Source organism: Streptomyces sp. NBC_00012 (assembly GCF_045040875.1).
In the GTDB taxonomy this organism is placed as follows: Bacteria; Actinomycetota; Actinomycetes; order Streptomycetales; family Streptomycetaceae; genus Streptomyces.
Genome location: NZ_CP108309.1, coordinates 1,526,383 through 1,546,643, shown reverse-complemented (window position 1 = coordinate 1,546,643; position 20,261 = coordinate 1,526,383). Strand labels below are relative to the sequence as shown.

General features: G+C 72.8%; 17 protein-coding genes. 10 read left to right on the top strand and 7 right to left on the bottom strand.

Annotation, left to right across the window (positions count from 1 at the left end; genetic code table 11):
• The first annotated feature begins 20 nt into the window (after positions 1 to 20).
• Complete coding sequence (locus OHA19_RS07195) at positions 21 to 1,079, top strand: MBL fold metallo-hydrolase (protein WP_405718536.1); 1,059 nt, start codon at positions 21 to 23, stop codon at positions 1,077 to 1,079.
• Here OHA19_RS07195 and OHA19_RS07190 read toward each other — a convergent pair.
• A complete protein-coding gene (locus OHA19_RS07190) occupies positions 1,069 to 1,689 on the bottom strand; it encodes a DedA family protein (RefSeq protein ID WP_405718539.1) in 621 nt (206 codons plus the stop codon). The two genes, OHA19_RS07195 and OHA19_RS07190, sit on opposite strands and share 11 nt — an antisense overlap.
• Positions 1,686 to 2,468 (bottom strand): MBL fold metallo-hydrolase, encoded by a 783-nt coding sequence (locus OHA19_RS07185; RefSeq protein ID WP_405749714.1) that lies wholly within the window; start codon positions 2,466 to 2,468, stop codon positions 1,686 to 1,688. The genes OHA19_RS07190 and OHA19_RS07185 overlap by 4 nt, the downstream gene beginning before the upstream one ends.
• Positions 2,469 to 2,675: 207 nt before the next feature.
• Here OHA19_RS07185 and OHA19_RS07180 point away from each other — a divergent pair, with 207 nt between their 5' ends.
• The 7 genes from OHA19_RS07180 (at position 2,676) to OHA19_RS07150 (ending at position 12,229) form a co-directional block, all read left to right on the top strand.
• The gene (locus tag OHA19_RS07180; protein WP_405749712.1) at positions 2,676 to 3,089 is read left to right on the top strand and encodes a hypothetical protein; all 414 of its coding nucleotides are present in this window, start codon (positions 2,676 to 2,678) and stop codon (positions 3,087 to 3,089) included.
• Positions 3,090 to 3,178: 89 nt separating this feature from the next.
• Positions 3,179 to 5,278, top strand: coding sequence for an alkaline phosphatase family protein (locus OHA19_RS07175; RefSeq protein WP_405718548.1), 2,100 nt, complete (start codon positions 3,179 to 3,181; stop codon positions 5,276 to 5,278).
• A 27-nt stretch (positions 5,279 to 5,305) separates the two neighbouring features.
• Positions 5,306 to 7,414, top strand: a complete 2,109-nt coding sequence (ligA, locus tag OHA19_RS07170; protein WP_405718551.1) for an NAD-dependent DNA ligase LigA — start codon at positions 5,306 to 5,308, stop codon at positions 7,412 to 7,414.
• Between the two features lie 144 nt (positions 7,415 to 7,558).
• On the top strand, positions 7,559 to 8,383 hold the full coding sequence (locus OHA19_RS07165) for a rod shape-determining protein (RefSeq protein WP_405718554.1): 825 nt from the start codon (positions 7,559 to 7,561) through the stop codon (positions 8,381 to 8,383).
• Positions 8,384 to 8,412: 29 nt separating this feature from the next.
• Positions 8,413 to 8,970: a hypothetical protein gene (locus OHA19_RS07160; protein ID WP_405718557.1), complete on the top strand. Its 558-nt coding sequence runs from the start codon at positions 8,413 to 8,415 to the stop codon at positions 8,968 to 8,970.
• 57 nt (positions 8,971 to 9,027) lie between these two features.
• Entirely contained in the window at positions 9,028 to 11,364 is a 2,337-nt protein-coding gene (gene secD, locus OHA19_RS07155; protein WP_405718560.1) for a protein translocase subunit SecD, read from the top strand.
• Between the two features lie 121 nt (positions 11,365 to 11,485).
• The gene (locus OHA19_RS07150; RefSeq protein ID WP_405753228.1) at positions 11,486 to 12,229 is read left to right on the top strand and encodes a DUF1275 family protein; all 744 of its coding nucleotides are present in this window, start codon (positions 11,486 to 11,488) and stop codon (positions 12,227 to 12,229) included.
• On the opposite strand, the gene OHA19_RS07145 is transcribed toward OHA19_RS07150, so the two are convergent.
• The gene (locus tag OHA19_RS07145; protein WP_405718563.1) at positions 12,219 to 13,022 is read right to left on the bottom strand and encodes a helix-turn-helix domain-containing protein; all 804 of its coding nucleotides are present in this window, start codon (positions 13,020 to 13,022) and stop codon (positions 12,219 to 12,221) included. The genes OHA19_RS07150 and OHA19_RS07145 overlap by 11 nt on opposite strands.
• A 62-nt stretch (positions 13,023 to 13,084) precedes the next feature.
• Between OHA19_RS07145 and OHA19_RS07140 the strand changes: the two genes are divergently transcribed.
• Positions 13,085 to 13,390 (top strand): 4a-hydroxytetrahydrobiopterin dehydratase, encoded by a 306-nt coding sequence (locus OHA19_RS07140; protein ID WP_405718566.1) that lies wholly within the window; start codon positions 13,085 to 13,087, stop codon positions 13,388 to 13,390.
• A 183-nt stretch (positions 13,391 to 13,573) separates the two neighbouring features.
• Here OHA19_RS07140 and OHA19_RS07135 read toward each other — a convergent pair whose 3' ends face one another.
• A complete protein-coding gene (locus OHA19_RS07135) occupies positions 13,574 to 14,014 on the bottom strand; it encodes a hypothetical protein (protein WP_405749711.1) in 441 nt (146 codons plus the stop codon).
• Between the two features lie 97 nt (positions 14,015 to 14,111).
• Positions 14,112 to 15,074 (bottom strand): alpha/beta hydrolase fold domain-containing protein, encoded by a 963-nt coding sequence (locus OHA19_RS07130; RefSeq protein ID WP_405749709.1) that lies wholly within the window; start codon positions 15,072 to 15,074, stop codon positions 14,112 to 14,114.
• Between the two features lie 151 nt (positions 15,075 to 15,225).
• On the opposite strand from OHA19_RS07130, the gene OHA19_RS07125 reads away from it, so the two are divergent.
• Positions 15,226 to 15,879, top strand: coding sequence for a TetR/AcrR family transcriptional regulator (locus OHA19_RS07125; protein WP_405749707.1), 654 nt, complete (start codon positions 15,226 to 15,228; stop codon positions 15,877 to 15,879).
• Positions 15,880 to 16,020: 141 nt separating this feature from the next.
• Here OHA19_RS07125 and OHA19_RS07120 read toward each other — a convergent pair whose 3' ends face one another.
• Positions 16,021 to 16,983 carry a LysR family transcriptional regulator gene (locus OHA19_RS07120; protein WP_405749705.1) on the bottom strand — a complete coding sequence of 321 codons (963 nt, stop codon included), beginning with the start codon at positions 16,981 to 16,983 and terminating at the stop codon, positions 16,021 to 16,023.
• A gap of 114 nt (positions 16,984 to 17,097) precedes the next feature.
• Complete coding sequence (locus OHA19_RS07115) at positions 17,098 to 20,043, bottom strand: hypothetical protein (protein WP_405749704.1); 2,946 nt, start codon at positions 20,041 to 20,043, stop codon at positions 17,098 to 17,100.
• Positions 20,044 to 20,261: the final 218 nt, after the last annotated feature.

Here is a 20,261-nt window from a genome sequence, read left to right as displayed (position 1 = left end):
TGCGAGACGGGAGTCTCTCGATGACGGAACAGACCGAGCGCTCCCGCACCGGGACCGCGCAGCCGCACCGCGCAGCCCACGGCCGGATCGTCGGACCGCGTCCGCTCGGTGAGGTCCGGGAATGGCCCAGGAGCTTCGCGGACCGGCTCACCGCGCCGCTCCCGGGTGTCATGGGCATGTCCCGGCTGGCCCGTGAGCACGCCCTGCGGCCCAACGCCGAAGGACTGCGCGGCATCCACCGGCTCCCGTACGCCCCCGAACCGCTTCCGGCCATGCCGACGGGCGGCACGTCCGTCACCTGGGCCGGGCACGCCAGCTGGATCATCCGTGCCGGCGGACTGACCGTCCTCACCGATCCCGTCTGGTCCCGGCGGATCCTCGGGACCCCGGCCAGGATCACCCCGGTCGGCGTCCGCTGGGAGGACCTGCCGCCGGTGGACGCCGTCGTCATCAGCCACAACCACTACGACCACCTCGACGCCCCCACCCTGCGCAGACTGCCCAGAAACACCCCGCTCTTCGTCCCCGCCGGGCTCGGCCGCTGGTGCCGCCGTCGCCGCTTCACCTGTGTCACCGAGCTCGACTGGTGGGAATCGGCGGAGCTCGACGGGGTCCGCTTCGACTTCGTGCCGGCCCACCACTGGTCCAAACGGACCCTCACCGACACCTGCCGCTCCCTGTGGGGCGGCTGGATCATCACCGCCCCCGGCCCCGACGCCCGGCGGATCCACTTCGCCGGGGACACCGGTTACGGGCACTGGTTCGGCGAGATCGGCGGCCGGTACCCCGGGATCGACCTGACCCTCCTGCCGATCGGGGCGTACGAACCACGCTGGTGGCTCGGTGACGTGCACACCGATCCGGAGGAGGCCGTGCAGGCGTACGAGGACCTCGGCGCACGTGCGATGGCGCCGATGCACTGGGCCACCTTCCTGCTCTCCGCCGAACCCGTGCTCGAACCGCTGACCCGGCTGCGTACCGCCTGGCAACGGGCCGGGCACCCCCGCGACCGGCTCTGGGACCTGCCGATCGGCGCCTCGCGGGTGCTGGAGCCGGCCCCCCGCACGATCAGTGGCTGAACCGTGTCCGCATGTTCCGCCACACCGCGGGCGCCGCACTGATGAGCAGCGTCAGACCCACCGCCGCGACCACCCCCTGCCACGGCTCGGGAAAGAGCGAACCGCCCAGGATCCCGATCAACTGGTACGTCGCCGCCCATGCCAGACACGCCGGCACATCACCACGGGCGAACCGCCGCAGCGGCATCCGGCCCAGCAGGCAGGCCAGCATCACCGGAATCCGCCCGGCGGGCACCAGCCGGGACAGCACCAGCACCATCGCCCCGTGCTCGTCCAGCTTCCGCTGCGCCTGCGCCAGCCGCTCCGGAGCGGCCCGGTCCCGGATCGTCCGCAGCCACTTCGAACCGTTCTTCGACCGCACCCCTCGCTGGCCGAGCCAGTACAGACAGACGTCACCGAGGAACGCCGCGGCCGAGGCCACCGCGAAGACGATCAGCAGCGAGAACGGCGACGACTGATGCAGCGCCACCACCGCGGCCGAACTCACCAGCGCACCCGTCGGCACCACCGGCACCAATGCCCCCAGCGCCACCAGCAGGAACAGGGACGGGTAGCCGACCGCCTGCTGCGTCGACTCCGGGGGCAGCTGGCTCACGACCTCCTGGATCACCTGGCACCCTCCGGCCGCACGTGCTCGCCGTGGGACAGCCGGTGCACGGCCACCTCCGGAGCCAGCAGCGCCGCCTTGCGAACGAACTCGTCACCCGGCGAGTGGAACTCGTGCGGCCGGATCCCGTCCATGCCGATCGGCCAGTACGTGCCGTAGTGCACCGGTACGGCCGACCGCGGTGCCAGCCAGGTCAGCGCCTGCGCCGCCCGGCCCGCGTCCAGATGACCGTGGCCCAGATACGGGCCCCAGCCGCCGACCGGCAACAGCGCCACGTCCACCGGCCCGACGGCCTCGGCCATGCCGTCGAAGAGCCCCGTGTCCCCGGCGAAGTACGTCCGCGCCTCGCCCTCGACCACGAAGCCGAGCGCGGGGGAGCGGTGCGGGCCCATCGGCAGCCGCCTGCCGTCGTGCATCGCCGGAACCGCCCGTACCCGCACCTCGCCGACCCGGACCTCGTCACCCGCGGCGACCTCGGTGATCCGCAGCCCGCGCTTCGAACCCAGGCCCCGCAGCCCCGGCACCGAGCGCACCGCGCCCAGCGGCACGATCAGCCTGCTGCCGGGGGCGAGCCGGGCCAGGGACGGCAGATGCAGATGGTCGGAGTGCAGATGCGAGACGAGCACGACATCCGCGACCGTGGCCTCGGGACCGGGCAGCTCACCGCGGCGGCGGCGCAGATGCGCCATGCGTCGCACGAAGAGCGGATCGGTCAGCACCCGGACCCCGGAGTCCTCGATGGTGCAGGTGGCATGACCCCACCAGGTGACTTCCACCGGCACGCGACGCCTCCTCGTTCCCGGGCTCCGGAATACTGCCCCCGGCACCGAGCCTAGGGCCTCTCGTTCGGATCACGCCGGGGGCCGGGGGCCGGGGGCGCGCAGGCGTCCCGGGCCCGCGCTCCGCACTCCTGCCGTCCCGGCACGCGCCTTCTTGCGCCGGGGGCCGGGGGGTAGGGTCGTCGGTACGCCTAGCACGGGGGGACGGTCATGGGGGACGTGACGGACGTACGGGTGGCGGCCATCGCCAGCCTCACACCGCTGGAGGAGCTCGACAGCGACCCGTTCCTCGTGGACACCCGGGGCCAGCAGGACATGTGCGCCCGCTGGGCCGCGGACAAGGGCTACGTCGTCACCCGGCAGCTGCGGCTCTACGGACTGCGCCCCGACCACCACGCCCTGTGGGCCGATGTCGAGAGCGGTGACGTCGAACTGTTCGTCGCCGCCAACGACCGCGTGCTGGCACGGGCACTCACCTCGGTGCCGGAGTTCGCCGCGGAGTGTGAGCGGCGCGGCGTGCGCCTGGAACTCGCCGGGCTGGACGAGCCGCCGTACACCGCCCGTACGAAGGCGAGCGTGCACCGCAGGCTCTCCATGCCGACCGCCGGCTACGACGGCTGCTGACCCTCCGGCCGCCGTGACCCGCGGCCCCGCTGTGAAAGGCTGGGGCCGAGGCCCGGAACGGCGGGGGCCGGACGTGAGGTGGAAACGGCGTGGGTGACGGGCGATGGCGAACAGCCGGCAGCGCCCTGATGCGAGTGGTAGTGGTGTGGGCGGTCTCGACGCTCACGATGCTGGCACTCGCCGGGATTCTGCCGGACTTCCAGCTCCAGTCGGACGACGGCGACAGCATCACCAAGACCGCGTTCACCGCCGCCTGGGGCGCCGGAGCGTTCGGTCTCCTCTCCGCTCTGGTCTGGCCGGTCGTGGTCAGGGCGCTGCTCATCGTGCCCGCGCTGGTCCTCGGGCTGCTCGTCTTCTTCCTGAACGGCTCGCTGCTGCTGCTCGCCCTGCGGCTCATCCCGGACGGGCGCGGCGCCGCCAACCCGGAGACGGCCGTCGTCGTCGCGGCCGTGATGTCCGCCGTCGCCTCGGCGACCTCCACGGCGCTCGCCGTCCGCGACGACAACGCCTACCGGCGCAGGCTCTCCCGGCTGGCCGTCCGCCGCCGGCGCCGCACCGGAACGGACTGCGGGCGCAGCGGACCGCCGGGCACCGTCTTCATCCAGCTCGACGGCGTCGGCCACGACGTGCTCGCCCGCGCCGCCGACGAAGGGCTGATGCCGACCGTCGCGCAGTGGCTGGCGGACAAGGAGGGGCACCGGCTCACCCCGTGGCGCACCGACTGGTCCAGCCAGACCGGGGCCAGCCAGCTCGGCATCCTGCACGGCAGCAACCACGACGTTCCCGCCTTCCGCTGGTACGAGAAGGAGACCGGCGACGTGATGGTCTCCAGCAGACCCGCGAGCGCCCTCGAACTCCAGCGCAGGGCCATCGCACGCACTCACGACGGCGGGCTGCTCACCCTGGACGGCGCCAGCCGCGGCAACCTCTTCAGCGGCGGCGCCGACCAGCTGGCGCTCGTCCTGTCCATGGCGGCCCGGTTCGGCAGGGGCCGACGCTCCAGGGCCGGATACTTCGCGTACTTCTCCGACCCCGCCAACGCCGTGCGCACCGCGCTGTCGTTGGTCGCCGAGGTCTGCCGCGAGATCGGCCAGTCGACCCGGGCGCGGATACGGAAGGTCACGCCCCGGATCAAGCGCGGCGGGCTGTACCCCTTCATCCGGGCCTTCGCGACCGTCGTCGAACGCGATGTGGTGGTCTCCGCCGTCATCGGGGACATGTTCGCCGGCCGTACCGCCGTCTACGCCGACCTGGTCGCCTACGACGAGGTGGCGCACCACTCCGGACCGAACAGCCGCGACGCGGAGAAGGTCCTCGCACGCCTGGACCGCTCGCTCGCCCTGATCGTCAAGGTCGCCGAACACACCCCGCGCACCTACCGGATCGTCCTGCTCTCCGACCACGGGCAGAGCCCCGGGGAGACCTTCGCGGGGGCGTACGGGCTGACCCTCAAGGACCTGGTGCGGGCCGGCTGCGGGCTGCCCGTGTCTCGACGGGCGCAGCGCACCCGCAGCGCCTCGGAGGCGCGTGACGCGGTACGGATCGCCCTGCACCGGCCGGTCGCCGAGGGCGTGGCGGAACCTTTCGCGACGCCGTCCGACCCGGTGGTCCTCGCCTCCGGGAACCTCGGCCTGATCTCCTTCCCCGACATCGGGGGACGCGCCTCGCGCGAACAGCTGGACCGCAGCCACCCCGCCCTGCTCGGCACCCTCGCCAACCATCCCGGCGTCGGCTTCCTGCTGGTCCGCAGCGAACGGCACGGATCGTTGGTGCTGGGCCGCGGCGGGGCACAGATCCCGGTGTCGGAGCTGGTGGACGGGGAAGGGCCGCTGGCCCCGTTCGGCCCCGGAGCGGCCGCGGCGGTGCGGCGGACCGATACCTTCCCGCACGTCGCCGACATCATGGTCAACTCGATGTACGACGGCGCCACGGGCTGTGTGCACGCCTTCGAGGAGCAGATCGGCTCGCACGGCGGCCTGGGCGGCGAGCAGTCCAGGCCCTTCCTGCTGTGGCCGGCCGACCTGTCCGCTCCGGTGGCACCGGACACGGAACTGGTCGGCGCCGAACAGGTGCACGAGGTGCTGCGGCGCTGGCTCCGGGAGTGCTCGGGACCGCAGATCCCGCTGTCGGCGCCGGGCGCGGTGGCGGGCGCCGACGAGGAGGACGGAACGGCTCAGGCAGCCGGCTGAGGGGCGTTGTCAGTGGTGGGCGGCAGGATGGGGGCCATGACGAACTCAGCTGTTGCGCTCGCCGACACCGCCGCCTACGCCGCCGCCGTCGAGGAGGCCTCGCGGGCCGCCGCCGCGTACTACGCCACGGGCGAGAGCACGCTCGACGACGACGCCTACGACCGGCTGGTGCGGGGGATCGCCGCATACGAGCAGCAGCACCCCCAGGAGGTGCTGGACGCCTCCCCGACCGGCAAGGTGGCGGGCGGCGCCGCGACCGGGGACGTGCCGCACACCGTTCCGATGCTGTCGCTGGACAACGTGTTCTCGGCCGAACAGTTCGTCACCTGGACGGCGTCGCTGGAGCGCCGGATAGGCCGCCCCGTCGCCGCCTGGAGCGTGGAGCCGAAGCTCGACGGACTCGCCGTCGCGGCGCGCTACCGGGCGGGCCGCCTGGAGCAGCTGATCACCCGGGGCGACGGCACCGCGGGCGAGGACGTCTCGCATGCGATCGGCACCGTGGTGGGCCTGCCCGAGCAGCTCGCCGAGCCGGTGACGATCGAGATGCGCGGCGAGATCCTCATGACGACCGAGCAGTTCGAGCAGGCCAACGCCGTACGCACCGAACACGGCGGCGCCCCCTTCGCCAACCCGAGGAACGGCGCCGCGGGCACCCTGAGGGCAAAGGACCGCGCGTACACGGTCGAGATGACGTTCTTCGCCTACGGAGCCCTGGCCCTGCCCGACTCCGGCGAGCTCACCGACACCCTCGCCGAACTCCCGCACAGCGAGGTGCTCGCCCACGCCGCCCGGCTCGGCGTGCACACCGCGGCGGACACGGACGTGGCGCCGCGCACCGTCACCACCGTCGAGGAGGTGCAGAGCCGGGTCGAGGAAGTCGCCGCCCTGCGTGCCTCGTTGCCCTTCGGCATCGACGGCATCGTGATCAAGGCCGATCTCGCCGCCGACCGGCGCGAGGCCGGATCCGGGACCCGGGCGCCGCGCTGGGCCATCGCGTACAAGCTCCCGGCCGTCGAGAAGGTCACCCGGCTGCTGGCCGTCGAGTGGAACGTGGGCCGGACCGGCATCATCGCGCCCCGCGCCGTCCTGGAACCGGTCGAGATCGACGGCTCGACCGTCAGCTACGCCACGCTGCACAACCCCGCCGACATCACCCGCCGCGATCTGCGCCTGGGCGACCGGGTGATGGTCTACAAGGCGGGCGACATCATCCCCCGGATCGAGGCCCCCGTCGCCCATCTGCGCACCGGCGACGAGAAGCCCGTCGAATTCCCCGAGTCGTGCCCGCAGTGCGGATCGGAGATAGACACCAGCGAGCAGCGCTGGCGCTGTGTCCGGGGCCGCGACTGCCGGCTCGTCGCCTCGATCTCGTACGCGGCGGGCCGCGACCAGCTCGACATCGAGGGCCTCGGCGCGACCCGGGTCGTCCAGCTCGTCGACGCAGGTCTGGTGGCCGACTTCGCGGACCTGTTCACCCTCGACCGGGAGCAGCTGCTGGGCCTGGAGCGGATGGGCGAGACCAGCACCGACAATCTCCTGGCCGCCATCGAGACGGCCCGGACCCAGCCGCTCTCGCGGGTCTTCTGCGCGCTGGGCGTACGCGGCACCGGCCGCTCCATGTCGCGGCGCATCGCCCGGTACTTCGCGGACATGGACCGGATCAGGGCGGCCGACGCCGAGGAGCTCCAGCGGGTCGACGGCATCGGCAAGGAGAAGGCCGCGGGCGTCGTCGCGGAGCTGGTGGAGCTGGCCCCGCTGATCGAGAAGCTGGTGGCCGCCGGGGTCAGCATGACCGAGCCCGGCGCGACGCCGCCGCCCGCGCCGGGGGAGGAGAGCACGGATGCGACCGCCGCTGCGGACGGGGAAGGCACCGGTCTGCCGCTGGCAGGGATGACCGTGGTGGTCACCGGAGCCATGACCGGCGCACTGGAGAAGCTCTCCCGGAACGAGATGAACGAGCTGATCGAGCGGGCCGGCGGGAAGTCCTCGTCCAGCGTCTCCAAGCGAACCTCGCTCCTGGTCGCCGGGGAGAAGGCCGGATCCAAGCGCACCAAGGCCGAGGACCTCGGCGTCCGGATCGCCGCGCCGGACGAGTTCGCCGAACTGATCGCCGCCTTCCTGCCGTCGGGGGTGTGACGCACGGCAGCCCCCGGCCCTTGGATTTTGCTCGGGAGTGGCTTTCTTTGCCTCCCTATTGCATAGTGAGGGCTCGGCCATGCCTCGCTATCAGTGGGTTCATGGGTGGTTTGCGTGGCTGCGGTGACAGGGCGGGGAGGGACGATGCGTTCTCTGCACGACGGACGGCGACCCGTCCCGTCCGTCCGCCGGGACCACCGGGGCATCACCCGTGGCCTCGCCCTCGATCTCGGCAGCTCCCGCACCAGAGCCTGGGTGCCCGGACACGGCGTCCTGGCCGACACCGACGTCCGCGGCGACTTTGGCACGGAGTCCGGGCACGGCACCCCGGTCCGGAGGGGGCGCATCGTCGACCCCGAGTCCTGCGGCCGGCTGCTCGGCCGTATCGCCGACACGGCACTGGGTACGGACCGCACCGGCTCTGTGATCGTGGTCAGCCACCCCGTCCTCGCCGGCGCCCGGCACCGTGCCGCGGCGGCCGAACTGATCGCCGCCCTGGGGCCGACGACCGTCATCGCCCTCGACAGCGCGCGGGCCGCCGCCGCATCCGCCGGGCCACCGGCCGGCGGGCCCCTGCTCGTCGTCGACATCGGCGCCGGACTGACCGAGGCGACCGTGCTCGTCGACGGGCAGGTCCGCGACGCCCGCCAGGCCGAGACCGGACTGGACGACCTCGACCCGGCCCAGCCGCCCACCGCCGTCGTCCGCACCGTCCTGGACCTGGTCATGGAGATGTGGAAGCAGGACCGGCACGGCGCCGTCCTCGGAGCCCTGCGCAAGGGCCCGTTGCTCGCCGGGGGCGGTGCCGCCCGGCCCGACATCACCAACCGGATCGCGGTCCGCCTCGGCGTACCGGTCCGCCTCGCCGACGACCCGGCGACCGCGGTCGTACGCGGCGCCGGCCTGGTGCTCAGCTCCGTGCTCCGCCAGGCCGGCGCGGCACCGGCCCTGACCGGCCGAACCGGGTGACCCCCCTCCCGGGGCCGCCCCCGGGGAATGTGCCCCCGAGGGCACGGCCGGGCGCCCCGGCACACCGCGGCACCGCGCTGGCCGCCCGGCTGCTCCTCGCCGCCCTCCTGCTCGCCGTCCTCACCGTCGTCGGCGGCACCCCCGCAGCCGCCGCATCCGTGCTTCCCGCCCGGCCGGCCGCAGGGGTGCCGCCCTCCGCCGCGTACACACCCGGCGCCCATCAGCCCACCCAGCACACCGACCGGACCGCCCGCACCGGAACCGGCGCGGCCGGCACTGTCCACGACACCCGGCGCAGCCGCACGGCCACGGCGACCGACCACCACCGCTCCCAGCCGCCGCCCGCACCCCGGCCCCGGGCCGGCAGCGACCAGGCCCGCACCGCACACCACCTTCCGCCGCCCGGCCCCGACCTCCTGCTGCCCGGCGCACCCGGCGTCCACGCACCGCACCGGACCCACCGCCCGGCCCCCGCCGCACCCCCTCGTGCCACCGACCGCTCCCGCGTCACGCTCCCCGGCGTACGCGGGCCTCCGTGGACGGCCGTTCACCGGCCACCGGTCCTGCCACCGGTCCCGTCCCGCTGAACCGCCGTCCCGTCCTCGCCGAGGTGAGGGCGCCCGGCGCCCCCTCGGAGGAAACCCATGACTCGCGCCACCACGGTGCGAGCGGTTCTGGCTGCGGCCGTGCTGCTCGTCTCCGTGCTCATCACGCTGACCATGTCACCCAGACTCGGCCTCGATCTTCAGGGCGGCACCAGAATGGTGCTCCAGGCCAAGGACTCGGACACCGCGAAGGCGGACCGGGACAGCACCGACCGCACCCTGGAGGTGCTCCGCCAGCGCATCGACTCCCTCGGCGTCGCCGAACCCACGCTGACCCGCTCCGGCGAGGACCGGATCATCGTCGAACTCCCGGACGTCCAGGACCCGCGCAAGGCCGCCGAGGTCATCGGCAGAACCGCACAGCTCAGCTTCCACGCCGTGCAGGGGCCGGGCGCACAGGCCGAGGAGAAGCCCGGCGCCTCCCGCACACCCAGCGGCGAGAAGTCCGGCGACGGGCCGACGCTTCCCGATGAGCAGGGCCGCGCCCTCGACCTCGGCCCGGCCAGGCTCTCCGGCGCGGGCGTCAAGGACGCCACCGCCGCGTTCGACGCCCAGCAGGGCGCGGGCTGGACCGTCTCCCTCGACTTCCACAAGGAGGCGGGCCGGGACTGGACCCGGCTGACCGGCGAAGCCGCCTGCCACCCGGTCCAGGACGACCGGCGCCGCGTCGCCATCGTCCTCGACCAGCAGATCATCTCCTCGCCGCAGGTCTCGCCCACCGTCGGCTGCAACGCCGGCCTGCCCTCCGGCTCCACCCAGATCACCGGATCGTTCAGCGCGGACGAGGCCCGCGAACTGGCCCTGCTGATCAAGGGAGGCGCTCTGCCGCTTCCCGTCGAGATCGTCGAGCAGCGGACCGTCGGTCCGACGCTCGGCGCCGCCGCCATCGACGCCAGCGCACGGGCCGCCCTCATCGGCGCCGCCGCCACCGCGCTCTTCATCACCGTCGTGTACCGGCTCTTCGGCGCCCTGGCCGCCGTCGCGCTCGGCGCCTACGGACTGATCTCCTACGCGGCACTGGTGGCCCTCGGCGTCACCCTCACCCTTCCGGGCCTCGCCGGATTCGTCCTCGCCATCGGGATGGCGGTCGACGCCAATGTGCTGGTCTTCGAGCGGGCCAGGGAGGAGCACACCGAGCATCCGGGCCGGTCGCTGCGCTCCTCGCTGACCGCCGGATTCCGCGGCGCCTGGAGCGCCGTGGCAGACTCCAACGTGACGACGCTGATCGCGGCCGGACTGCTCTTCTTCCTTGGCTCGGGACCGGTGAAGGGCTTCGGCGTCACCCTCGCCATCGGTGTGCTGGCCTCCATGTTCTCCGCGCTCGTCATCGCCCGCGCACTCACCGAGATCGCCGCGGGATCCCGGTTCGTCGGCGACTACCGGGGCGTCAACGGCATCTCCGGCCCCGGCCGGGTGCGCACCTGGCTGACCCGCCGCGACCCGCAGCTGATGCGGTCCCCGCGCCGCTGGCTGCTGATCTCCACGGCACTGGTCGCCGTCGCCGTCCTCGGCATCTTCGTGCGCGGCGTCAACCTGGGAGTCGAATTCACCGGCGGCCGGCTGGTCGAGTACTCGACCAGCCGGCCCGTCGACGTGGAGCGGGCCCGCACCGCCCTGGCCGGTGCGGGTTTCGGCGACGCGGAGGTCACCACGGCGGGCGCGGGCGACCTCTCGGTACGGACCGGGAAGCTCGACAACGACGGCGAACACGCCCTGCGCGCCGCCCTCGCGGAGGAGGGCGGCAAGACCACCAAGGTCCGCGACGAACTCATCGGCCCCAGCCTCGGCGACGAGCTGCGGCGCAACGCCCTGATCGCGCTCGGCATCGCCGTCCTCGTCCAGCTGGCTTATCTGGCGGTCAGGTTCCGCTGGACCTTCGCGCTGGGCGCGGTCGCGGCACTGGTCCACGACGTCATCGTCCTGGTCGGCGCCTTCGCCTGGCTGGGGCGCACCGTCGACGGCATCTTCCTGGCGGCACTCCTCACCGTCATCGGATACTCCGTCAACGACTCGGTGGTGGTCTTCGACCGGGTGCGGGAACTGTGGGCGAAGGCCCGTCGCGTACCCGTCGACGAGGTCGCCAACCGGGCCGTCCTCCAGACGGTCCCGAGAACGCTCAACACCGGCATGGGCGCCCTCTTCATCCTCACCGCGCTCGCCGTGCTGGGCGGTGACTCGCTGGCGGACTTCGCGCTGGCCCTGCTGATCGGCATCTGTGTGGGCACGTACTCCTCGGTGATGACCGCAGTCCCGGCCGCCCTGGTCCTGGAACGGAGCAGCAAGGCACCGCCCCCCGCCCGGAAGCGGGCCCCGGGCCGCCGCTCCGGTACGAGAACGGCGCGTCGGGACCCGCTGGACAACGGAGCACGCGTGTAGCGCCGCTGCGCCTCCCGGCCCGCCGTGCCGGGAGGCGCACTTGCGTCGGTCGTGGTGTTCCACCAGACCGGGGCGCAGAATTCCGGGCAGACGCCCCCGTGATCGGAGTGTGCCCGTGCCCATGCCCGTCGTGCTGCGTGAGGCATGGTCCACCGTCGTTCCGGACCTGGACGACCGTCATGGACCGCTGCCGCCCCTGATGCTCGCCCTGACCGTCGTCACCGGTCTGGTCGACGCCGTCAGCTATCTGGAACTGGGCCGGGTGTTCGTGGCGAACATGACCGGCAACGTGGTCTTCTCCGGCTTCGCCATCGCCGGAGCCCCGGGGTTCTCGCTCGCCGCTTCACTCGTCGCGCTCGCCGCGTTCGCGGTCGGGGCACTGCTCGGCGGCCTGATCGTGCACCACACCCTGACGCACCGCGGCCGGATGCTGCTGTACGCGCTCTCCGTGGAGACCGCCTGTGTCCTGGCCGCGCTGATCGTCACCGCCGCCTCCGGCCACCCCTTCACCGGCGGGGTCCGCTTCGCGCTGGTGGTGCTGCTCGCTCTGGGGCTCGGCGTGCAGAACGCGGTCTCCAGGGCACTGGCGGTTCCCGACCTCACCACGACCGTGCTGACCCTCACCATCACCGGCATCCTCTCCGACAGCCGGTTCGCCGGTGGGGGCGGCAGCCGGGCCGGACGGCGGGTCCTCTCGGCCGCCGCGATGATGCTCGGCGCGGTCGCCGGCGCCATGGCCGTACTGCACGGGCACCCGAGACTTCCGCTGCTGCTCGCGGTGGCCGTCCTGGCCTGTGTGACCGTCGCCGCGATCGCACCGGCGCGCTCCGGGGCACCGTGGACCGTTCCGGTCGTCAGGAAGTGAGCGAGCGCAGACGGTCGGCGGTGGCCCGGTCGGCGGGCAGCAGCGTCTCGATCGCCAGCTCGGCCACCGTCACGTCCATCGGTGTGTTGAACGTCGCGATGGAGCAGACGAAGGAGAGCACGTCCCCGTTGTGCTCGATCAGCAACGGCAGCGCGAAAGGAAGCGACGGAGCCGTCCCGGAGCCGGCGCCGCCGGCGCTCTCCGGTACCGGATAGCCCGCGACCTCCTCGTACACCTCGCGCAGTTCCGCCGAACGGGCCAGGGCGATCTGACGCTCCATCTGGGCCAGCAGATCGGCCCGCCATTCCCGCAGATTGCGGATGCGCGGGGCCAGGCCCTCCGGGTGCAGGGTGAGCCGCATGGCGTTCAGCGGCGGTACGAGCAGGTGCTCGGCCACGCCGTCCATCAGCATCGCCATGCCTTGATTGGCCGCCACCACGTTGTACGTACCGTCGACGACCAGCGCCGGATACGGGTCGTACGCCTGGAGCAGCCGCTCCATCCCCTCGCGCAGCGTGTCCAGCGCCGGGTCGTCGAACGCGGTCTGCGCGTAGCGGGGTGCGTAACCACCCACCAGCAGAAGGGCGTTGCGTTCCCTGACCGGGACGTCGAGATGCTCGGCCAGCCGCAGGATCATCTCCTCGCTGGGGCGGGAGCGGCCCGTCTCGATGAAGGAGATGTGCCGGGCCGAGGAATCGGCACGGAGCGCCAGCTCCAGTTGGCTGATCCGGCGTTGCTCCCGCCAGCTGCGAAGCAGCGGCCCTACCCCCGTGTCAATCGCCACAGTCGTCATACCCAGACCGTAACGTCACCGGCACCGCCGACCGGCACCGATCGTCGATGAGGAGTCGCCTTATGCCCGCCGCACCGCTGTCGCAGCAGGAGATCGAGGACCATCTGGGTGAACTGCCCGGCTGGTCGCTGGAAGGGGACCGGATCACCTGCACCTACCGGCTCCACAGCCACTTCGCCGCGCTCGGGCTGACCGCGCACGTCGCCGCGATCCAGGACGAGCTGAACCACCACTCCGATCTGACCCTCGGCTACAACACCGTTTCCCTCTCCGTGAACACGCACGACGCGGGCGGCGTGGTCACCGAGAACGATCTGCGGCTGGCCGCGCGGGTGACGGCGATCGCCGACGGGCACGGGGTGCGGTAGCCGCGGCGGTGCTCGGCGCACCCGGCCAACTCCCTGGCCGCGCGAGCTCCCCGCGGGAACCACGGCGCCCGCGGCCCCGTCCCGGATCCGGCTTCGCGTGTTCCGGGACGGGGCTGTGACGCGGGTCGGCGCCACGGGGATGGTTGCCACCCCCGACACGTGCGGATTGCGCCGGCGCCGGCGTCACCCCGATCGCGGTCGTCTCCACAGCAGGGCGATCGCCAGGAGGCCTGCCAGGCAGGGTGCCATCCCGGCCCAGCCCAGCACCGGCGGCAGGCCTGTCGCGCCGGAGGTGTCCTTGGTGAGCAGCCCGGTCAGCCCGAAGCACATGCCGAGCGCGAACATCGCGGTCGCGGCGGGGCGGGCCCACCGCTTGCCCGTCCTGACGGCCCAGGCCGTCCCGAGCCGGGCGAGGACGCCCAGCGCTCCGACGGCGGGCAGCAGGACCAGGTAGGTACTGACGGCGGAGTCGACCCGCGCGGGGGTGTACGTGGGATAGCCGGCCCGAACGTGGTCGGCCAGCAGGTGGGTGGTGGCGCGGTCGGCGTATGGGGCGAGGACGGTGAGGCCGAGCCCCGCGCACATCGCCGCGACGGCACCTCGCTCCGCGGATGTCGTGGTCATCAGAGTGCGTTCCTTTGTGTCGTGCCGGGTCGTGCGGCGCCGGCGTTCCGAGGACCTCGGAGAGGGCCCGCGAGCGGTGATGATCACCGTCCCTCCGTCACTCGGCCAGAGCCGCGCGGAGGAACTCGTGGATCTCCGCCCGGGCTGCCGCTGCCTGCTGCTCCACGCCCGGCATGGAGAGGAACGCGTGCCTCGCGCCCGGGTATTCGGTGAGCCGCACGGACGTCCCGGCCGCCCGCAGCCGCTCGGCGTAGCGACGGCCGTGATCGGCCACCGCGTCCTGGGTCGGCACCACCAGGAGTGCCGGGGCGAGCCCGCCCAGGTCGTCCGCGTACAGCGGTGGGAATGCGCGGGCGTCGGTCCCCGGTGGGACGGCGAGCCGCTGGAGGAGCCGCAGTTGCGGCAGCGCGTGGGTCGGACTGTATGCGTACTCGGCGATCGACGGGTAGTCGTACATGGTCCCGGTCACGTCGACTGCGGGATTGACCAGCACCTGCGCCTTGAGCCGCAGGCCGGCCTCCCGGGCCCGGATCGCGGTCAGGGCGCTGATCAGCGCGCCGAAGCTCTCGCCGAAGACGGCCGTGCGCGCCGGGTCGACGCCCCACCGCGCGGCGTGCCGCACCATGTGCCGGAGCACGTCCCAGCCGTCGTCGGCGGCGTTCGAGAGCGGGCTGTCCGGTGCGACGAGGCGGTGCTCGACCGAGACGACGAGCGCGGGCAGGTGCGCGGCGAGGTGGCTGTTGGTCCAGTCGCACTGCACCGCCGTGCCCACGAAACTGCCTCCGTGCACATGGACCACGAGCGGCAGGCCGGTTCGGGTGCCGGCCTCGCCGTCGCCCGTCGACGCCGGCCGGTACACCCGGACCGGAAGGTCGCGGCCCGGCAGTGCTAACTCCTGCCACTCGATGGCGGCGGCGGGGTCCGGCTCGCCGGTGATCGCCCGAGCCGCACCGGACGCCCGGAAGCGGTTCTCGGCGTCGCGGTAGGCGATCAGTTCCTCGGTCGTCATCGCCGGGAAGTCCGGCTCCGGCGGCCGCTTCACAGCCGTGGTCTCACTCATGCCTCCGTCTCTCCTTCTCTCTTTCCTCTTCCGGCCGGGCCTTGGGCCAGCATGTGTCCTTAGTATGCACGCACTGCGTGCATTGGCAAGTGCATTGCTAAGCGCATGGGCAAGTGCGTGGACTAGACTGAGCCCGGACGAGAGGGGCGAGATGGCAGGCCGAAGGCGTTGGTCGACCGAGGAGATCCTGGACACGGCGGCGGAGCTGCTGCGAACGAGCGATGCCGAGCTGTTCAGCGTGCGCAAGCTCGCCGCGGTGCTCGGGACCGACTCCTCCAGCCTCTACCGGCACTTTCGCAACAAGACCGAGCTGCTGCGCGCGGTCGCCGACCGGATCCTGGCGGCCGCGATGGAGGGCTACCGCCCCGAGGGCGACTGGAAGCAGCGCATCACCGCGACGGCCCTGCGCCTGCGGGAGGCATTCGGCCGGCACCCCCAGCTCGCCGCGGTCTGGGGGTGCTACGCGTCCGGCGGCACTGGTTCCCGGCTGGTCATGGAGGAGGTGCTACAGGCATTGCGGACCTCGGGCCTGCCCGATGAGGAGATTCCGCTCCGCTACCACCGGATCGCGATCCTCCTCGCGGCGCTGATTTCCTCCGAGGCCGGCATCGGCACCCTCACCCCCGGCGAATACGAACAGGGCATGGAGCAGTTCCGTGTCGCGGTCCTGGGCGCCGACCCCGACCGCTTCCCCGCCCTGGCCCACTTCGCCCGCGAGATCCGCCCCCTCGGGGCCGACCGCCGCGCCGCATTCGAAGAGATCCTCGCCGCCCACCTCGCCCGGATCGAGGCCGCGATTCCCTGACGCGCCCTCGCGCACCAGCGGCCGCCTGGCGGCGTCGCGGCGCACCGGCACGGGTGCCCATGACGGCTGAGCTCATGGGCGTCGGTGTCCGGGGCTGCCTGGCTGAACGTGCAGAGGTCCGCGCCCCTGCGGGAGGCCGTGTCACATCGCCGCGCCGAACCGTGGATGCGCGGCGAGCCAGCGCGTGTAGCTCTCGCTGAGCTCGACCGCCTCCGCGTAAGCCGCCCGGGTGTGCCCGCTCACCGCGCCCGCCGCCGCGTCGGCCGCCGCCGACCGCGGATGCCAGCCCAGCAGATGGCGCCAGCTGAGCGGCGAGCCGGTGATCGGCCGTGTCACCACCCCGGGCGTCGGCGGGAACGTCGCCCGGCACAGTCCGACCGCCCGGCCCACCTGTACGAGGTGGACGACGGAAGCCGTGTCCGTCTCGTACACCGAGACCGGACTGAAACCGGCCCGTGCGCAGGCGCTCACGAAACAGTCGGCGAAGCAGCCCTCGCCCGGTACGTCCGCCCAGCACTCGTCCGCCAGGGCGGAGAGGCTGAGCTCCTGCGCACCGGCCAGCCGATGGGATTCCGGCAGCATCACGAAGACCGGGTCGATGCCGATCACCTGCCAGGTCAACCGGTCGGGCACGGGCGGCGGGCTCTCCCCACAGGCCCCGATGAGCGCGAAGTCGAGCCTGCCGTCCACGAGTTGGGAGGCGATCTCGCCGACCGACCAGGAGGTGTACGTCGACACGGGTGCGGCCGGGTGCGCGGCGGCCAGCCGGTCCACCAGGCCGCCCAGCAGCGGTCCGTGCGTGCCGCCCAGCCGGAAGCGCTCCATGGTCCCCCAGGCGTTGGCGAACCGCACCGCCTCCGCCTGGAGTTCGCTCACGGCGGGCAGCACCACCCGGGCCCGCTCCAGCACCAGCTCACCGAGGAGCGTGGGCCGGGCGCCGGTGTGGTCCCGGTCGAAGAGCGGGCCGCCGAGCGCCTTCTCGATCCTCCGCAACTGTGCGCTCAGCGCGGGCTGGGCGAGCCCGAGGGCCGCGGCGGCCTTGGTCAGGCTGCCGGTGTCGGCGATGGCACGTACGGTTCGCAGATGGCGCAACTCCACCTCCATAAACGCAAGTTATGGGTCCGGAGGCCTACCGGCAATATGCAGGTGTCCATTCGGTGGCGGAGTGTCCGCAACGGAGGCGTACTCGGCCCGGCCCGGCACCTCGTCCACCTCCGGTCAGCCGTCGGTGAGCTTGACCAGCTGCACGCCGCTGTATGCCGGTGTCCCGTCCCGGGTGACGACCGCCCGGACGGTGACCCACCCGGTGGCACCGCCGGGGTCGGGGGCGAGCCACACACTGCCGTCGGCGTCGGTCACGAGGTGAGCGACCGGCCGGCCCTCGACTTCCCAGTCGATGTCCGCACCGGTCAGGTCGACCGGTGTGCCGTCCCAGGCGGCGAGGGTCAGCGCGGCCCGGGCGGTGCCGGCGGCGGGGAGCTCGGCGGGCGTGGCGGTGAGCCGGAGGTCGGCGTGGATCGTGTCGGTCCGGTACCCCGCCAGATCCGCCGGGTACCAGGCGAGTTCGGGAACGAACCGGCCTTCCGTCCAGCGCGCGAGATGACCGGGCCGGTGGTGCGCGTCGTCGATCAACGCGTACGTCGGGGTTCCGTGCTCGGAGGCGACGAAGCCGTGCGGCGCGACGGTCACGGTGCCCAGGGTGCCGGGCAGCGGCAGCGCGCGGGGCTGGAGGTCGTGGCTGGCGACGATCTCCACGCCCCCGTCGAACACGGTCCGCGACACCTTCAGATCCTCGGTGAGGTACCGGAACGCCGTCATCCGCCGTCCGAAGTACCGCCCGGCCACCCGTCGCTGGACCAGCGAGAGACCCTTGAGCATCTCGAACCCGCGCCCCGCCCGGAAGTCTCTCTCCATGTGCTGTGCCTGGTAGTGCAGATTGAGGCCGAAGGCCAGCGCCCAGCTCAGGTTCTCGGTGGTGTCGACGCCGCGGTCGAGGTTGTGCGGGTAGAACGCGACCTTGTCGTGCAGGACGGCGGTCCCCAGCGGCCACTGCTGCACGACCGTGCCGTTGCGGTTGGGGCCGTCGTACGTGCCGGCCCGGTCGCCCTGCATCGTGTTGAGGAAGAAGCCGAGGCTCGACGTCAGGGTCTGGAAGAGCCGGTCGCCGCCGACCCCCTCGGTGCCGATCGGCAGGATCGCGGCGGACTGCGCGGTCTGCTCCACCAGCTCCTCGCAGTACGCGTACGGCGGAGCGCAGAAGTCGGCCGAGTAGTCGTACTCCCGGCGCGCGATCTCGTCCTGGAACATCATGTCCAGTCCGTGGGTGTCGCGGAACGTACGGAGCTGGTCGAGGATCAGCGCCCGGGGAGCCTTGCGCCAGCCGCCGATGAGGTACCCGAGGTTGTCGGTGTGCGTCTTGGTGACCAGCTTGCCGCGCCCGTCGCGGATCCCGATCCGCTCGACGCCGCCGAGTTCCGCCACCGCTTGGCTGTCCGGGTGCCACCACGTGGGGTTGGTGTAGGCGCTGGCGTAGTGCCCGCGGTCGTGGATGGTGTCGATGAGGCGCTGGAACCCGGCGGGCCCGCCGAGGTAGTCGAAGGTGAGGAAGTCCGGGTAGTGGTGGTCGTGCTGCCCGTCGGAGTAGTAGCTGGCCAGCTCGACGCTGTACGGCCCGCCGGGCACGGCACGCAGGTAGTCGAGCGCCGCTTCCGGCCGGCCCGTCGCCCAGGTGCCGCCGGTCGGCTGCCACAGGTCCACCTTGAGGTGCACCGCGTCGGGCAGCCCGGCGTGCAGCCGCGGGCCGAGCTTGTCCGGCAGTCCGCGCCAGGAGTCCATCCCGTTGTCCGCCCGGTAGGCCGCGAACAGGTCGAACGCGGTGCCCCCGGCGGCCAGCCGGGTAGCGGGCAGGCCCCCGGAATCGCCGGGCGCGATCCAGGCGTCCACCCGGTGCATCAGCCCGGTCAGGGCCTCCTCACGGGCGCGGGCACCTACGAAGCCGAACTGCGTCGGCCGGTAGGGCTTCACGCTCGCGGGCTGTACGGAGTACACGCCGAGCGCGGAGTCTTCCTCCTCGAACAGGATCAGGTCGTGGGTCGCGGTGGGCATGCCGTAGTTGGCGTAGAAGCCACCGGCGAGCATCGTCCGGGTGTGGGCGAGCCCGCCCCACTTCGGCGCGATGCCGAGCATGGTGCCGTCGGCGGGGATCACCCGGTGGGCCACCTCGGGGCAGGTGACCCGGAGGATGGGGCGGGACCAGAGGTTGCGGACGGCGGTGGGGCGCAGTTCGAGGTGTCCCGCACGGAGCCGTACCGCCACCTCGGCGGCGAAGAACCCGGGCACGGTGAGCCTGACCCTGGCCTCGTCGGCGGCGACCCGGGCGACGTCGGCCGTGGCCTCGTCGGAGAAGACTCCGGTGCCGTTGTCGTAGTGCACGGCGAGCGGCAGCACACCGGGGGACTGGACCCGGCCGCCGGACGTCCAGTCGAGCAGCCGGCCGCGGCCGTCGATGAGGACCCGGTCCGTGCCGTTGGTCAGTTCCAGCGCGCCGGCCCGGCTCCAGCCGGCCACCGGCCCGCCGTCGCCGGCCACCTCCACGGAGTCCACGTCCAGCACGAGTGGATCGGCCGACTGCTTGTCGTCGGGGAAGAACACCAGCACGAGCCGGCGCAGCGGGTGGGTGAGTCGGCCGTCGCCCTTTCCGCTCCACGTCATCCGGGCCAGCCGCTGCGGCTCGAACGTGACCCTGGTCCGCCCGTCGAATCCGGCCGGGTCGATCCTGCTGGCGAGCGTCCCCCACTCCTCGCTGTCCCCGTCGAAGAGCTTCAGCCAGAGGTTGCCCTTCTTCGGCGTGACCCCGGTGAGCCAGACCGACACCCGGCCGAGGCCGGGCACGTACGGGCTCGGGAAGGCCACCGAGAACTCGCTGTACGTGCCGGCCATGGTGACCCGGGCCTGCCCGGCCGTGCCGGTGGCCGCGAACGTGGTGTTGTGCAGCGTGGTCGGCGGCAGATCGTGCGTCACGCCGTCGATGACGAGGCGCACGGTCCCGGCGGAGGAGGCGTCGTCGCCGGGGGCGGGCGCGGCGACGGCGGGCGCGGCCGCGGACAGGCCGACGGCCGGTGCGGACACGGCGGCGGTTCCGGCAAGGAAGGTGCGGCGCTTCATGGGTACGCTCCGGCGTCGGCTCGATGGGGGCGGGCGAGTGCACCGTATGGGCTCGGGTATGACGCGTCAACACTGTTGCCGGGCAAGCTTATTGGGCGATGCATTAGTGCGCTAAGGCTTGTCCGGCGGTAGTGCTCGTGGCATCGGTCCGGCGGCTGCCCCGCCCATCAGGGGAAAGGGTCCTCGGTCGGAGATCCGTCACGCCTCGGGAGCGGTCT